Raw genomic sequence first — 15,309 nt, forward strand, 5'->3', positions numbered from 1 at the left:
AGCGAGAAGCGCACACCGAGGCGACCGAGGGCCAGCATGGTCTGCTGCACCTGATCACTGCGGCGCATCACGGCGGTTTCGGTCAGCTCGAACTCCAGCCATTGCGCATCCACCCCGCGCTCCTCGATCAGGCGGCTGAGGGTTGGCAGCAGCTGGCTGTCCTGGAACTGGCGGAACGACAGGTTGACCGCCATATGCAGCGCCGGCAGGCCGCGCCCGCGCAACCACTGCATATCACGCAACGCGCGGCTGATCACCCAGTAGCCGAGCGGCACGATCAGCCCGCTTTCCTCTGCCAGCGGTACAAATTCATTCGGCGCCAGCAGGCCATGCACGCTGTGGCGCCAGCGCACCAGTGCTTCCAGGCCGACGATGCGCCCGGTCTGCAGGCACAGGCGCGGCTGGTAGTGCAGTTCCAGCTCGTCGCGGCGCAGGGCGCGGCGTAATTCGCTTTCCAGGTCGGCCTGGTTGCGCGCGCTGCGGTTGATCCGCTCGTCATAGATATGAAAGGTGCAGCCCTGCTGGCTCTTGGCCTGTTGCATGGCGATATGCGCATGCCACATCAGCGGGTCGGCGCTGCCCTCGGCGCGGGAATGGGCCAGGCCCAGGCTGCAACCGATCAGCAGGCTTTCACCGTCAATCCAGTAGGGCTCGCCGAGCGCTTCGGTAATCTGTGCGGCCAGGCGCTCAGCGCGTTGCGGGTCGCGGCGGCTGTCGAGCAGCAAGGCAAACTCATCGCTGCCCAGGCGGGCCACTTGGTCACCGGCCTGCAACTGCGCCTTTATCCGTGCCACCACCTGCAGAATCAGGCTGTCGCCACCCTGGTAGCCCAAGGCATCGTTGGCGTGACGGAAGTTGTCCAGATCGAGGTGGCCGAGGGTCAGGCCACGGCCTTCATATTCAGCCAGGCGCGCGGCCAGCAGGGTCTGAAAGCCCTGACGATTGGCGATGCCGGTGAGGGCGTCCTGTTCAGCCAGGCGGTGCAAGGTGTCGTTGAGGTTGCCGCGTTCGCGCGCATAGCGCAGGCAGCGGCGCAGCACCTCGGCGCTGAGCTGGTCGCGCACCAGCCAGTCGCACACGCCCTCGGGCTCGGCGTCGGGCTCGGCATCCAGCAGCAGGACAATCGGCAGGGAGCAGCGCCCGGAGGCAGGCAGGTATTTGGCGGTGGTCAGGAGCAGGGCGTTGCTGGGTTTATCGAACAGCGCGCTGGCCGCCTCCCAGGACGGTGCGGTAATCAGCGCATAACCACTGCCGAGCGCACTCAGGCGCTCGCGCAGCAATTGCGCCCAGCCCGGCGTTTCCGCCAGCAAAAGCAACCGTAATGGTTCGACGAACGCGGACAAGCAACTTCCCCCACTGCACAAATAAAGAGCATTGAACCCGCTCGGATGCGTCGTAATCGACGTCTAATCACGCACATCCTTGTGTCAGTGGCGCGCGCCCTGCGGCATGGCAAGGACCCGAAAGTGGCACCAGAGTACTGGATTAGGAAAATTAACCAAGCCTGGCGGTTTGCCATTATGTGCGCCATGACACACTTCCAGATGGTCACGGCAGAAAGCGCCAGGCCTGTTAAAATGCGCGCCCATTCCGCCTGACGATTGACTCCATGTCCCGACTGAACCCCCGGCAGCAGGAAGCCGTGAACTATGTCGGCGGCCCACTTTTGGTGCTCGCCGGCGCAGGTTCCGGCAAGACCAGCGTGATCACCCGCAAGATCGCCCACCTGGTGCAGAACTGCGGCATCCAGGCCCGCCATATCGTTGCCATGACCTTTACCAACAAGGCCGCGCGCGAGATGAAAGAACGTGTCGGCACCCTGCTCAAGGGCCCCGAAGCCCGCGGCCTGACAGTGTCGACCTTCCACAACCTGGGCATGAACATCATCCGCAAGGAATACGCGGCGCTGGGCTACAAACCGGGCTTTTCGATCTTCGACGAGGGCGATATCAAGGCGCTGCTGTCGGACATCATGCAGAAGGAATATTCCGGCGATGACGGCGCCGACGAGATCAAGAACTACATCGGCAGCTGGAAAAACGATCTGATCCTACCCGAGCAGGCCCTTGCCGAGTCGCGCAACCCCAAGGAGCAGACCGCCGCCATCGTCTACCTGCACTACCAGCGCACGCTCAAGGCATATAACGCGGTGGACTTCGACGACCTGATTTTGATGCCGGTGAAGCTGTTTCAGGACAATCCCGACATCCTGGAAAAGTGGCAGAACCGCATCCGCTACCTGCTGGTCGATGAATACCAGGACACCAACGCCAGCCAGTACTTGCTGGTGAAGCTGCTGGTAGGCATGCGCAACCAGTTCACCGTGGTCGGCGACGACGACCAGTCGATCTACGCCTGGCGCGGCGCACGCCCGGAAAACCTGATGCTGCTCAAGGACGACTATCCGTCGTTGAAAGTGGTGATGCTCGAGCAGAATTACCGCTCCACCAGCCGCATCTTGAAATGCGCCAACATCCTGATCGCCAACAACCCGCATGCCTTCGAGAAACAGCTGTGGAGCGAGATGGGCATGGGCGACGAGATCCGCGTGATCCGCTGCAAGAACGAAGACGCCGAGTGCGAGCGCGTGGCCCTGGAAATCCTTACCGAGCACCTGCGCACCCAGCGCCCCTACAGCGATTACGCCATCCTCTATCGCGGCAACTACCAGGCCAAGCTGATGGAGCTGAAACTGCAGCACCATCAGATTCCCTATCGCCTCAGCGGCGGCACCAGCTTCTTCGCCCGCCAGGAGGTGAAGGATTTGATGAGCTACTTCCGCCTGCTGGTCAACCCGGACGACGACAATGCCTTCCTGCGGGTGATCAATGTGCCGCGCCGCGAGATCGGCTCGACCACTCTGGAAAAGCTCGGCAACTACGCCACCGCACGCAAGATCAGCATGTACGCCGCCGCCGGCGAAATCGGCCTCGGCGAACAGCTGGACGCGCGCTACACCGAACGCCTGGCGCGCTTTACCAAATGGATGGACCGGGTGCGCCAGGAATGTGCGCAGAACGATCCGATTGCGGCGATCCGCAGCATGGTCATGGACATCGACTACGAGAACTGGCTGCGACAGAACGCTTCCAACGACAAGGTGGCCGACGCGCGCATGGGCAACGTCTGGTTTCTCGTCGAGGCACTGAAGAACACCCTGGAGCGCGACGAAGACGGTGAGATGACCATCGAGGACGCCATCGGCAAACTGGTATTGCGCGACATGCTCGAACGCCAGCAGGAAGAAGAGGAAGGCGCCGAAGGCGTGCAGATGATGACCCTGCACGCGTCCAAGGGACTGGAGTATCCGTCGGTGTATATCCTCGGCGTGGAGGAAGAAATTCTCCCGCACCGCTCCAGCATCGAGGCCGATACGGTTGAAGAAGAACGCCGTCTGGCCTATGTCGGCATCACCCGCGCCAAGCGCAACCTGACCATGACCTTTGCCGCCAAGCGCAAGCAGTACGGCGAAATCATCGACTGCTCGCCGAGCCGTTTCCTCGATGAACTGCCGCCCGAGGATCTAGTCTGGGAAGGTCTGGACGACGCACCGCCCGAGGTCAAGGCTGCTACCGGCAACTCGGCACTGGCCAATATGCGCGCCATGCTGAAGAAATAGCCGCGTAGCGGCGCGCCCGTAGTGTGGCCTCCAGGGATAATTGATCAATCACGATGTAGGTTGGGTTGAGGAACGAAGCCCAACAAGGCGAGTGACATGCCATGCGGCCGCCAATGTTGGGCTTCGCCGCTGCGCGTCTCAACCCAACCTACAGCGCAGACCGTAGGATGGGTGATAACCCATCAACCGCAGCGATGGGTTATCACCCATCCTAGGCAAAACACTAGAGCAACGAGGGTAACCGCGTGGAAGCGTTAAAACAGAAGATTCGCGAGGAAGGCACCGTGCTCTCGGAGCAGGTGCTCAAGGTCGATGCCTTTCTCAATCACCAGATCGACCCCAAGCTGATGCAGCAGATCGGCCATGAGTTTGCCCAGCGCTTTGCCGGCCAGCACATCACCAAGATCGTCACCATCGAAGCTTCGGGCATTGCCCCGGCGGTGATGGCTGGACTGGAGCTGGGCGTGCCAGTGATTTTCGCGCGCAAGTATCAGTCGCTGACGCTCAAGGACGACCTGTATATCTCCAAGGTGTTTTCCTTCACCAAGCAGACTGAAAGCACCCTGGCGATATCGTCCAAACACCTGAACGCCAAGGATCACGTGCTGCTGATCGACGACTTCCTGGCCAACGGCCACGCCGCCCGCGCTCTGATCGATCTGATCGGCCAGGCCGGTGCGAGCATCGCCGGCATCGGCGTGGTGATCGAGAAGTCCTTCCAGCGCGGCCGCGCCGAACTGGATGCCCAGGGCTACCGGGTCGAGTCGCTGGCGCGCATCGACTCGCTCAAGGATGGCAAAGTCAGCTTTATCGATTAAGCATCGTTAACCGCGAGAAGTTGCCCGTCGCAGCTTCTCGCGCGCACAAAAAAGCCGCCTAAACAGGCGGCTTTTTTACAGCAGCGTCAGGCGTATTACAGGCCGGACATCTTCTGGATCGCTTCACGCAACTCGTCATCCGAGCAATCAGCGCAGGTGCCTTTCGGCGGCATGGCGTTGATACCGGAAATCGCCTTGGCCAGGATGCCATCAAGGCCGCCCTGGTGGTCTGCGCGCTCCTTCCAGGCTGCCGTGTCGCCAATTTTCGGCGCACCCAGGATGCCAGGGGTGTGGCAGGCACCGCAGTGCTTGGCGATGATGTCATCGGCAGTACGCGCACCGCCGCCAGCACTGACGGCGACAGCACCTACACCCTTGCATTCTTCACCCATCACACAGACTTGGCCGACCGGCTTCAGTCGCTCGGCAATGGCATCGTCGGTCGTGGCCTGAGCAGTCACTGCCCACAGGGCCAATACGGTAGCCGGTGCTACCAGGAGCTTTTTAATCAGGTTCACGGTACACCCTCTTCGTGGCTAGTCACGCTCGCGGCCACGGTTTCGCGAGCGGGCGACAGTATAACGGCAAGCCGCTGCCGCTGAAACAACCCATATTGTCGCAGGGTTATTTAGAAATTGGCTGGCGTAGTCGCGCTGATCAGCCGTGCGGGCTGCTCGAACGGATTACGGAAACGGTGCGGTTTGCTGCTCTCAAAGTAGTAGCTGTCGCCCGGCTCGAGGATAAATACCTCATCACCGACGGTGAGCTCCAACTTGCCCTCAACCAGCATGCCGGCCTCTTCACCTTCATGGGCGTACATTTCGTCGCCGGTGTCGGTGCCGCTCGGGTAGGTTTCATCAAGGAAGGAGATGGCCCGGCTCGGATGCGCCTTGCCCACCAGCTTCATGGTGATGGCCCCACTGCAGATGTCGGTGAGTTCTGCGGCCTTATAGACCACCTGAGCCTGGCTATCCTGCTCCACATCCAGGGAGAAGAACTCCACCAGCGACATGGGGATACCCGCCAACACCTTTTTCAACGAACTGATCGAAGGGCTTACGCTGTTCTTCTCGATCATCGAAATGGTGCTGTTGGTGACGCCCGCCCGCTTGGCGAGTTCACGCTGGGAAAGGCCTTTGAGTTTGCGAATGGATTGCAGGCGTACACCGACGTCCAATGCTGGAGTCCCCCTTGGGAGTGATACGGAAAAGTCGCCGTATCATGGCATAGCGTTCGGAATTTACAACACTCGCGTTCAAACTCGTCTACAGCGTGGCTGTTAGTGCCCGAGGTAGAGCAGCGGCGCCCTGCGCAGGTTACAGAAAAGCTGATAGGGAATGCTGCCAGCCTGGGCGGCCACATCGCTGGCCAGCACCTGTTTGCCCCAGAGTTCGACCCGGCTACCCAGGCCCGCTTGCGGCAGATCGGTCAAATCGACGGTGAGCATGTCCATCGACACGCGGCCGATCAAACGGGTCAGCTGACCATCCACCGCCACTGGCGTACCGCTCGGCGCGTGACGCGGGTAACCATCGGCATAGCCCATGGCGACCACGCCGACGCGGGTCGGCCGCTCGCTGACAAAGCGCGCGCCATAGCCCACCGGCTCGCCGACCGGCAGTTCGCGCACGCTGATGATCTTCGATTCCAGGGTCATCACCGGCTGCAGCCGCGCCGCCACGGCCTGCGCCTGCTCGAAGGGGGTGGCGCCGTAAAGCATGATGCCGGGGCGCACCCAGTCACTCGGGACGTTTGGCCAACCGAGCACGGCTGGCGAATTGCGCAGGCTGACCTCAGCGACAATGCCCTGACGCGCCTGCTGAAATACCGCCAACTGCTCCTCGCTGCGCGGGCAGTCCAGCTCGTCGGCGCGGGCAAAGTGGCTCATCAGCACAACCTTCGCCACTTTGCCGCTGGCCAGCAGGCGCTGATAGGCCGCCTGGTAGTCGGCCGGGTGCAGGCCGACGCGGTGCATGCCGCTGTCCATCTTCAGCCAGACCGTCAGCGGGCCACGTACAGCGCTACGCTCAATCGCCTCCAACTGCCACAGCGAATGCACCACGCACCACAGCTCGTGCTGCTCGATCAGTGGCAGTTCATCGGCCTCGAAAAAACCTTCCAGCAACAGGATCGGCCCACGAATACCGGCCTCGCGCAACTGCAGCGCTTCCTCGATACAGGCCACGGCAAAACCATCGGCATGTTCCTGTAACGCCTGTGCACAACGCACCGCGCCATGGCCGTAGGCATCCGCCTTAATCACCGCCAGGGCGCGCGCGCCGCTGACTTCACGGGCCAGTTGGTAGTTGTGACGCAAGGCGTTGAGGTCGATCAGGGCACGGGCAGGACGCATGATGTTCTCGGCTATCAGCAGTTTTCAGGTTATAAAAAATTGTCGGGAGCTATTTTTAACGTTGCGTAGCAACGGCCCGAAGGGTGGCCGCCAGGGATGGCAGGCTATAAAAAAGCCCGGTGTGATGGCCGGGCAAACACTTATCGCAAACGGGACGAGGCGCGTTACAACGCAGCCACGATCATCATTTCTACCAGCACCTCGGGCTTGTACATCTTCGCCTCGACGCATGCCCGCGCAGGTGCTGCGCCGGGTGCGACCCAGGCATCCCAGACCTGATTGAGACCGGCGTAATCGCGGTCCATGTCCTTCAGGTAGATGGTCACGGAGAGGATCTTCGACTTGTCGCTGCCGGCCTCGGCCAGCATGCGGTCGGTGTTGGCCAGGGTTTCGCGAGTTTGCTGCACGATGTCGCCGCTGTAGTCGTCCGCCAGCTGCCCGGCCAGGTAGACCGTGGCGTTATGGATAACGATTTCGCTGTAACGACTTTCAGTGTGCAGGCGCTGTACTGACATGCTTATGACTCTCCTGGGAACGGCTGTAACGGGAAATATCCAGACCTTCGGCGCTGATCTGTGGGCGCTTTTTCGCCATCAGATCGGCAAGCAGGCGACCGGAGCCGCAGGCCATGGTCCAGCCCAGTGTGCCGTGACCGGTGTTGAGGAACAAATTGCGCAAGCCGGTGGCACCGACAATCGGCGTGCCGTCCGGAGTGGCCGGGCGCAGGCCGGTCCAGAATTCGGCCTGACTCAGATCGCCGCCTTGCGGGTAGAGATCGGCGGTAATCATTTCCAGGGTGGCGCGGCGACGCGGGTTGAGACTCAGGTCGAAGCCGGCGATTTCCGCCATGCCACCGACACGGATACGGTTGTCGAAACGGGTGATCGCCACCTTGTAGGTTTCATCGAGGATGGTCGAGGTCGGCGCCATCGCCACGTTGGTGATGGGCACGGTCAGCGAGTAACCCTTGAGCGGGTACACCGGCGTCCTGATGCCCAGTGGCTTGAGCAGTTGCGGGCTGAAGCTGCCGAGGGCCAGCACATAGCGGTCGGCGGTTTCCAGCTTGCCGTCGATCCACACGCCATTGACCCGATCGCCTACGGCGTCGATACGCTGAATGTCCTGGCCGAAGCGGAATTCCACCCCCAGCGCCTTGGCCATCTCGGCCAGCTTGGTGGTGAACAGCTGGCAATCGCCGGTCTGGTCATTGGGCAGACGCAGCGCGCCCGCCAGCTTGTCGGTGACCGCAGCCAAGGCCGGCTCAACACGGGCAATGCCAGCGCGATCAAGCACTTCATAAGGCACACCGGATTGCTGCAGCACGGCGATGTCTTTCGCTGCGTTGTCCAGCTGCGCCTGGGTGCGGAACAGCTGGGTGGTGCCCAGGCTGCGGCCTTCATAAGCGATGCCGGTTTCCGCACGCAGCTCGTCGAGGCAGTCACGGCTGTACTCGGACAAACGCACCATGCGCTCCTTGTTCACCGCGTAACGGCTGGCGGTGCAGTTGCGCAGCATCTGCGCCATCCACAGGTATTGGTCGATATCGGCGGTGGCCTTGATCGCCAGCGGTGCGTGTTTTTGCAGCAGCCACTTGATGGCTTTCAGCGGCACGCCCGGGGCAGCCCATGGCGAGGCGTAGCCAGGGGACACCTGGCCAGCGTTGGCGAAGCTGGTTTCCATGGCCGGGGCGCTCTGCCGGTCGACCACCACCACTTCAAAGCCCTGACGTGCCAGGTAATACGCACTGGCTGTACCAATCACACCGCTACCGAGAACTAAAACCCGCATGCCGCTCTCCTCGCCGCGACAATGCGCGACGGATAATTCCTGAGATCACAATTGAGCGCAGTATAGAAAGAGACCAGCAGTGCTTTTCACTATATAAATAGCTATATTTGGCGACAATTCTTGGCAAAATCGCCTTCTACAGAGGGGTATCCACCGTGCGCACCCAACATCAGAGCCGCCGCGAACTGGACAAGATCGACCGCAACATCCTGCGCATCCTGCAGGACGATGGGCGCATCAGCTTTACCGAGCTGGGCGAACGGGTCGGCCTCTCCACCACGCCCTGCACCGAGCGCGTACGCCGCTTGGAGCGCGAAGGGATCATCATGGGCTACCACGCCCGGCTCAACCCGCAGCAGCTCAAGGCCAGCCTGCTGGTGTTTGTCGAGATCAGCCTGGACTACAAGTCCGGCGATACCTTCGAGGAGTTCCGCCGCGCCGTACTGAAACTGCCGCACGTGCTCGAATGCCACCTGGTGTCCGGCGACTTCGACTACCTGGTAAAGGCGCGGATCAACGAGATGGCCAGCTACCGCAAGCTGCTCGGCGACATCCTGCTCAAGCTGCCGCATGTGCGCGAGTCGAAGAGCTATATCGTCATGGAAGAAGTGAAAGAGAGCCTGAGCCTGCCGATTGCCGAGTAGCTCACACCAGCACCTGGCGGGTAGTCGCAATCAACTGATGCACCTGTTTCTCTACCGCTGGCTCAATCATCTGCTCCGGCCCCTGGCCACGCGGACACGGCAAGCTGGGCGTGGTGCCAAACAAGCGGCAGATCAGCGGGCGCTGGTCATACACCGTGCACCCTTGCGGACCGAGGTGCACACAGTTGAACTCGGCCAACGCGGCGTCATGCTCGGCATCGCTTTTCACCGGCAGCCGCGACATCTCCTCGGATGACGCCGTGACCGGGCCACAGCAATCGTGGCAGCCGGGCACGCAGGCAAAACTGGGGATCTGCAAACGCAGCTGGTCGATCTTGCGGCTGGTGCAACTCATGGGCGTGATCCTGAAACACAGGCCGGCATAGTAACCGCGCAGCGGGCTGGATCGCGTTGGCTGCGCGTGCCAGCCGACGAAAATCCGCTTATTTCGCGATTGCCTCTTGGCGTTTGGCAAATCCCACGCTTATCCTTCGTAAAATTTTCCAAACACAATAATCAGGATTCCACACATGAACGCCCGCGTTCACCAGCCGGTTCACAACAGCCAGCACGCCAACTCCTATTACGCCGCCAGCGCCAATCGCCAACTCGACTACCCCGCCCTGGGCGGTGAGTTGCACGCCGATGTGTGCATTGTCGGCGGTGGTTTTTCCGGCCTTAACACCGCCATTGAACTGGCGCAGAAAGGCCTCTCGGTGGTGCTGCTGGAAGCGCACAAGATTGGCTGGGGCGCCAGCGGGCGCAATGGCGGCCAGCTGATTCGCGGCGTCGGCCATGGCGTTGAGCAGTTTGAATCGGTGATTGGCGCGCAAGGTGTGCGCGAGCTGAAACTGATGGGCCTGGAAGCGGTGGAAATCGTCCGCCAGCGCATCGAGCAGTTCAACATCGACTGCGACCTGACCTGGGGCTACTGCGACCTGGCCAACAAGCCCAGTCACCTCGCCGACTTCGCCGAGGACATGGCCGAACTCAAGCAGCTGGGCTATCGCCATGACATGCGCCTGCTGCAACCGGAGCAAATGCATGAAGTGGTCGGCTCCAACCGCTATGTTGGCGGCATGATCGACATGGGTTCCGGCCACCTGCACCCGCTCAACCTGGCCCTTGGCGAAGCCGCTGCGGCCCATAGCCTGGGCGTGCAGCTGTTCGAGAACTCGGCGGTGACGCGCATCGATTACGGCAGTGAGGTCAAGGTGCACACCGCTCAGGGCGTGGTGCGCGCCGCCACCCTGGTGCTTGGCTGCAACGCTTACCTGAATGGCCTGAACAACAACCTGGGCGGCAAGGTGCTGCCCGCCGGCAGCTATGTGATCGCCACCGAACCGCTGTCCGAGGCCGAAGCACGGGCGATCATTCCGCAGAACATGGCGCTGTGTGACCAGCGCGTGGCGCTGGATTACTACCGCCTGTCTGCCGACCGCCGCCTGCTGTTCGGCGGTGCCTGCCACTATTCCGGTCGCGATCCGGCGGACATCGCCGGCTATATGCGGCCGAAAATGCTGGAAGTCTTCCCGCACCTGATAGACGTGAAAATCGACTACCAGTGGGGTGGCATGATCGGTATCGGCGCCAACCGTCTGCCGCAGATCGGCCGCCTCAAGGAACAGCCCAACGTGTATTACGCCCAGGCCTACTCAGGCCACGGCGTGAATGCCACGCACCTGGCCGGCAAGCTGCTCGGCGAGGCCATCGCCGGCCAGGCCAGCAGCGGCTTTGACCTGTTCGCCAAGGTGCCGCACATGACCTTCCCTGGCGGCAAACACCTGCGCTCGCCGCTGCTCGCCCTGGGCATGCTCTGGCATCGGCTGAAAGAGCTGGTCTGATCACCCAGCGCAGCAGGCCGCCGTGGCCTGCTGCGCAATTACCTCACAGCTTCCAGAACGGCAGAAACGCCTCGCGCCGGGCCTGCTCGCGGCCAAGGCCAACATCCTTGAGCTGTTCGTCGGTCAATCTCAGCAGCGCCCGGCGAGTGGTCAGGCGCAACCAGAATGCGTTCCAGCGGCGTACAGCTGGCTTCATCGCACCCGTTTGAGCATACAGATGCCCGCCAGCGGCCTCCTGCTGCAGCTCATCTGATTTCATGGTCAGCCTGACATCACTTAATCCGTTCATCGCCTGCTCCTGCCCGTAAACCTGATGGGAGATCATGATGCGGGACGCGGAAAAAGCATGACAGATGCAAAAATGTACTTTTAAATCCATACAGAGTTCAGAAAAAAGACTCTGAATGGTGGATTTATCGCCTATCTGTATTGGCTTAGCGCACTACACAGAGCAATTGCGAGGCAACTGTTATGACGCTTTACGTCAATTTGGCCGAATTGCTCGGCGCACGGATTGAGCAGGGGCTGTATCGACCCGGTGATCGCCTGCCCTCCGTACGCGCCCTGAGCCTGGAACATGGCGTCAGCCTGAGCACGGTGCAGCAAGCCTATCGCCACCTGGAAGATCAGGGCCTGGCCACGCCCAAGCCCAAGTCCGGCTACTTTGTGCCGCAATCCCGCCACCAGCCGGCGCTGCCCATGGTCAGTCGCATGGCTCAGCGCCCCGTGGATGTCTCGCAGTGGGATCAGGTGCTGGAGCTGATCAGCCGACCGCCTGGGCAGGAAGGCCTGCTGCAACTCGGTCGCGGCCGACCGGATATCGACAGCCCGACACTGAAACCGCTGCTGCGCTCACTGTCGCGCCTGAGCCGCCGCCAGGACGCAACCAGCCTGACCTACGGCTGCATTTACGGCCACCTGGGCATGCGGGAACAGATCTCGCGGCTGATGCTCGACTCCGGCTGCAGCCTGTCGCCCGAGGAAATCATCGTCACCACCGGCTGCCACGAGGCGCTGTCGGCGGCGATTCGTGCGGTGTGCGAGCCGGGCGATATCGTTGCGGTGGATTCGCCGAGCTTTCACGGCGTGATGCAGGCGCTCAAGGGTTTTGGCATGAAGGCCTTGGAATTGCCCACCGACCCAATCAGCGGCATCAGCCTGGAAGCCCTCGAATTGGCACTGGAGCAATGGCCAATCAAGGCCATTCAGCTGACCCCAACCTGCAACAACCCGCAGGGCTACATCATGCCCGACGCCAACAAGCGCGCCCTGCTGGCCCTGGCTCAGCGCTATGACGTGGCGATCATCGAGGATGACGTTTACGGCGATCTGGCCTACAGCTACCCACGCCCACGCACGATCAAATCCTACGACGAGGATGGCCGCGTGCTGCTCTGCAGCTCCTTCTCCAAGACCCTAGCGCCCGGCCTGCGTATCGGCTGGATTGCCCCGGGACGCTACCTGGACCGCGTACTGCACATGAAGTACATGGGCACCGGCAGCACGGCCCAGCTGCCGCAGCTGGCCATCACCGAATACCTGGAAGCTGGTCATTACGAGCCGCATCTGCGGCGCATGCGCGCGCAGTATCAGCGTGGCCGCGACTTGATGATCGACTGGATCAGCCGCTACTTCCCTGCCGGCACGCGGGTCAGTCGGCCGCAGGGCAGTTTTATGCTGTGGCTTGAACTGCCGATAGGCTTCGACAGCCAGCGCCTGAACCGCGAGCTGCTGCCACACGCCATCCAGATTGCCCCCGGCAGCATCTTTTCCGCCGCCGGCAAATACCGTAATTGCCTGCGCATCAACTACGCCGGCAAACCCACGCCGGAACTTGAACAAGCGATTCGCCAGGTCGGCGAATGCGTGGCCGCACTGCTGGCCGAGCAACGGCTCGCACCCGGGGAAGGCTGAGCACGCTACTCAGGCAGCTCAACCAACTCGACCCGACGATTAAGCGCACGACCCTCCTCGCGGCGATTGCTGGCCAACGGCGCCGCCATGCCCACGCCCACGGCCGTCAGGCGTTCACCGGGAATACCGTGCTGCTCGGCCAGCGCCTTGACGATGGACTGCGCCCGTCGTTGCGACAGCTCGCGGTTGTAGTCCAGCGCGCCCTTGGCGTCGCTGTGACCGACCACCAGCACCTTGAGCGCCGGGCTGGCCTTGAGCAGTTTGGCGATTTCCTCCAGCTGCGCGGCGGAGTCGGCGCGCATGCTGGCCTGATCGAAGTCGAAGAAGATCCCGTACAACGCCACTTTGCCCTTGGCGTCGATATCCGCCTGCATGACCGGCGCCTCGACCACCACCATCCGCTGCTCCATGGCCTGTAGCTCGAGCACCTCAAGCTGGATCAGGCTGCGGCCCTTGTTAGGCCCGCCACCTGCCTGGTTCAGCACCACATAGAACGCGGCGTAAACATCGCCTTGCGGTCGCGCCAGCTTGGCGAGCAGGTAGCGCTGCTGCTGATGGTATTCGCGAAAGGGTGCAATGGTGGTCACCGCATGGTTAAAGTTTCGCCCGCCGCATTGTTCCCGCTCGCAGCTGAACAGCAGCTCGAAGCCGGCATCCAGCAGGGCTTGCAGGTAGTTGCGCTGAATCTCCAGCGGTGTGCGTTCTGCCGGCGCACGGTAGGTCAATTGGGTCAGCTTGCCCTCCAGCACCAGGGTCGCCTCGGCATTTTTCGCCAGGCCGCCATAAACCTTGGCCGGAGCGCGCAAAAAGGCCTTATCGGTAAATGCCTGAGTGACATAGCTGATAATTTCCGCACCCTCATAGCGCGGAATCAGTGGGTGATCGCTGCTGCCGGGCAGGTCATCGGCCTGCACACTCAGGGCCCAGACCACGCTCAGGCACAAACCGATAACACTACGCATAACCTGCCTCCAGTCTTGGCGCAGGCCACCGGCGGCCGCTCCTGCCAGCAACGCTAGCCGGCAATTGCCGGCTGCGCCACGGGCCCTGCCCAACCGCGCTCAAGCCTTGACCGTCGCCACCTCACTGAATGCCCCCCGCTGAAACGCCAGCCAAACAAACACTGCGGCGCCAATCGCCATCAGGATCGGCAGCGCATGACCGCTGACCCACTGACTGGCGGCGCCGGTCGACAGCGGCCCGAGCTGACAACCGGCGCCCCAGAGCAGGGCGATATGCGAGTTGGCGCGCACCAGCGCATCGTCGCGATAACGCTGGCCGACCAGAATCAGCGACAGGGTGTACAGGCCGCCTGCGCTGGCGCCAAACAGCACCAGCACCACCCAGATCAGCGGCGTGTGCAGCAATGACGGAATGCTCAGGCTCGACAGCAACAGCACCACCCCGCAGCAGCGGAATAGCGTCTGCCGTGGCACCCGGTCGGCCATCCAGCCAATCGGCAGCTGCAGCGCCGCATCACCGACCACCACCGCACTGACCATGATCAACGCCATCTGCTGGGCAAAGCCTTCGCGCACCAGATACACCGGCAACAGGGTCAGCACCATCGCCTCGAACGCGGCAAACAGCACCACCGCCCAGGCAATTGCCGGCGAAGTGCGGCAGAACGCCAGGATGCCGCGCCCGGATGCACTCTGCGCATCAACCTTGGGCGCTCCATCGCGGCCCAACAGCAGCAGGCTACCGCCCACCAGCAGCGCGGCGGAGAACCAGAAGCCGTGGTCACTTTCCGTGCCCAGCAGAGTCAACAGCAGCGGTCCGCACAGCTGGCTGAGCGCAAAACCGGTGCCATACAGCGCCACCAGACGGCCGCGCAGACGGTCCTCGACCAGCTGATTGATCCAGCTTTCGCCGAGCACAAATACCACAGTCAAGGAGATGCCAATCAGCAGACGCAGTAACAGCCACAACGGATAACTCGGCATCACGCTCAGCAGCGCCACCGAGGCGGCACTGGCCAGCAGGCACAGGCGCAGGGTCTGCGGCGTGCCGAACCAGCCGGCCAGGTGGCCCGTGAGACGCGCCCCGACCAGCACGCCAATCGCCGGCATACCGGCCATCACGCCAATGGCAAAGGGGCCATAACCCCAGGCCTCCAGGCGAAAAGACACCAGCGGCAGCGTCACACCCAGCGCCAGCCCAACGATCACCACCGCCGCGCTGACGGCGAAATAGGTCATCCAGTTCATTTTTCCACTCCATTCCCTGGCTCACTCGGCACCCGCAGCGCAGATGCAAAACGGCCGGGCTCCATAGGAACCCGGCCGCAGGTGTGGCCCTTTTCGAGCCGGCCCCAGAGGGCGGACCT

General features: G+C 62.2%; 15 protein-coding genes. 5 read left to right on the top strand and 10 right to left on the bottom strand.

The genetic code is table 11. The features are described 5' to 3' along the window. On the bottom strand, positions 1–1,343 hold a 1,343-nt coding region (locus Q8M42_RS17045), incomplete at its 3' end, for a bifunctional diguanylate cyclase/phosphodiesterase (RefSeq protein ID WP_305284951.1). Positions 1,344–1,609: 266 nt separating this feature from the next. Here Q8M42_RS17045 and rep point away from each other — a divergent pair. Beyond that, positions 1,610–3,619 carry a DNA helicase Rep gene (gene rep / locus Q8M42_RS17050; protein WP_304869384.1) on the top strand — a complete coding sequence of 670 codons (2,010 nt, stop codon included), beginning with the start codon at positions 1,610–1,612 and terminating at the stop codon, positions 3,617–3,619. Between the two features lie 245 nt (positions 3,620–3,864). After that, positions 3,865–4,437, top strand: coding sequence for a xanthine phosphoribosyltransferase (locus Q8M42_RS17055; RefSeq protein ID WP_304869382.1), 573 nt, complete (start codon positions 3,865–3,867; stop codon positions 4,435–4,437). 95 nt (positions 4,438–4,532) lie between these two features. On the opposite strand, the gene Q8M42_RS17060 is transcribed toward Q8M42_RS17055, so the two are convergent. From Q8M42_RS17060 to dadA, 5 genes are all read right to left on the bottom strand, one after another. After that, positions 4,533–4,955, bottom strand: coding sequence for a cytochrome c5 family protein (locus tag Q8M42_RS17060; protein ID WP_304869381.1), 423 nt, complete (start codon positions 4,953–4,955; stop codon positions 4,533–4,535). Between the two features lie 110 nt (positions 4,956–5,065). Continuing rightward, positions 5,066–5,614 carry a cupin domain-containing protein gene (locus Q8M42_RS17065; RefSeq protein WP_304869379.1) on the bottom strand — a complete coding sequence of 183 codons (549 nt, stop codon included), beginning with the start codon at positions 5,612–5,614 and terminating at the stop codon, positions 5,066–5,068. A 102-nt stretch (positions 5,615–5,716) separates the two neighbouring features. After that, entirely contained in the window at positions 5,717–6,790 is a 1,074-nt protein-coding gene (gene alr, locus Q8M42_RS17070; protein WP_304869377.1) for an alanine racemase, read from the bottom strand. A 164-nt stretch (positions 6,791–6,954) separates the two neighbouring features. Then, positions 6,955–7,305, bottom strand: a complete 351-nt coding sequence (locus Q8M42_RS17075; protein WP_304869375.1) for a RidA family protein — start codon at positions 7,303–7,305, stop codon at positions 6,955–6,957. Next, positions 7,280–8,578: a D-amino acid dehydrogenase gene (gene dadA, locus Q8M42_RS17080; RefSeq protein ID WP_304869373.1), complete on the bottom strand. Its 1,299-nt coding sequence runs from the start codon at positions 8,576–8,578 to the stop codon at positions 7,280–7,282. The genes Q8M42_RS17075 and dadA overlap by 26 nt, the downstream gene beginning before the upstream one ends. 155 nt (positions 8,579–8,733) lie before the next feature. On the opposite strand from dadA, the gene Q8M42_RS17085 reads away from it, so the two are divergent. Beyond that, on the top strand, positions 8,734–9,222 hold the full coding sequence (locus Q8M42_RS17085; RefSeq protein WP_136663590.1) for an Lrp/AsnC ligand binding domain-containing protein: 489 nt from the start codon (positions 8,734–8,736) through the stop codon (positions 9,220–9,222). A 1-nt stretch (position 9,223) separates the two neighbouring features. On the opposite strand, the gene Q8M42_RS17090 is transcribed toward Q8M42_RS17085, so the two are convergent. Continuing rightward, entirely contained in the window at positions 9,224–9,577 is a 354-nt protein-coding gene (locus tag Q8M42_RS17090; RefSeq protein WP_304869370.1) for a YkgJ family cysteine cluster protein, read from the bottom strand. A gap of 175 nt (positions 9,578–9,752) precedes the next feature. On the opposite strand from Q8M42_RS17090, the gene Q8M42_RS17095 reads away from it, so the two are divergent. Further along, the gene (locus Q8M42_RS17095; protein WP_304869368.1) at positions 9,753–11,066 is read left to right on the top strand and encodes an FAD-binding oxidoreductase; all 1,314 of its coding nucleotides are present in this window, start codon (positions 9,753–9,755) and stop codon (positions 11,064–11,066) included. A gap of 43 nt (positions 11,067–11,109) precedes the next feature. On the opposite strand, the gene Q8M42_RS17100 is transcribed toward Q8M42_RS17095, so the two are convergent. Continuing rightward, positions 11,110–11,355 (bottom strand): DUF1127 domain-containing protein, encoded by a 246-nt coding sequence (locus Q8M42_RS17100; RefSeq protein WP_304869395.1) that lies wholly within the window; start codon positions 11,353–11,355, stop codon positions 11,110–11,112. Between the two features lie 182 nt (positions 11,356–11,537). Between Q8M42_RS17100 and Q8M42_RS17105 the strand changes: the two genes are divergently transcribed. Further along, entirely contained in the window at positions 11,538–12,980 is a 1,443-nt protein-coding gene (locus tag Q8M42_RS17105; RefSeq protein ID WP_304869366.1) for a PLP-dependent aminotransferase family protein, read from the top strand. Between the two features lie 5 nt (positions 12,981–12,985). On the opposite strand, the gene Q8M42_RS17110 is transcribed toward Q8M42_RS17105, so the two are convergent. Both Q8M42_RS17110 and Q8M42_RS17115 read right to left on the bottom strand, forming a co-directional pair. After that, the gene (locus tag Q8M42_RS17110) at positions 12,986–13,942 is read right to left on the bottom strand and encodes an OmpA family protein (RefSeq protein ID WP_304869364.1); all 957 of its coding nucleotides are present in this window, start codon (positions 13,940–13,942) and stop codon (positions 12,986–12,988) included. A 99-nt stretch (positions 13,943–14,041) separates the two neighbouring features. Further along, positions 14,042–15,190, bottom strand: a complete 1,149-nt coding sequence (locus Q8M42_RS17115) for an MFS transporter (protein WP_304869362.1) — start codon at positions 15,188–15,190, stop codon at positions 14,042–14,044. Positions 15,191–15,309 lie beyond the last annotated feature (119 nt).

The organism is Pseudomonas sp., from assembly GCF_030684895.1.
In the GTDB taxonomy this organism is placed as follows: domain Bacteria; phylum Pseudomonadota; class Gammaproteobacteria; order Pseudomonadales; family Pseudomonadaceae; genus Aquipseudomonas.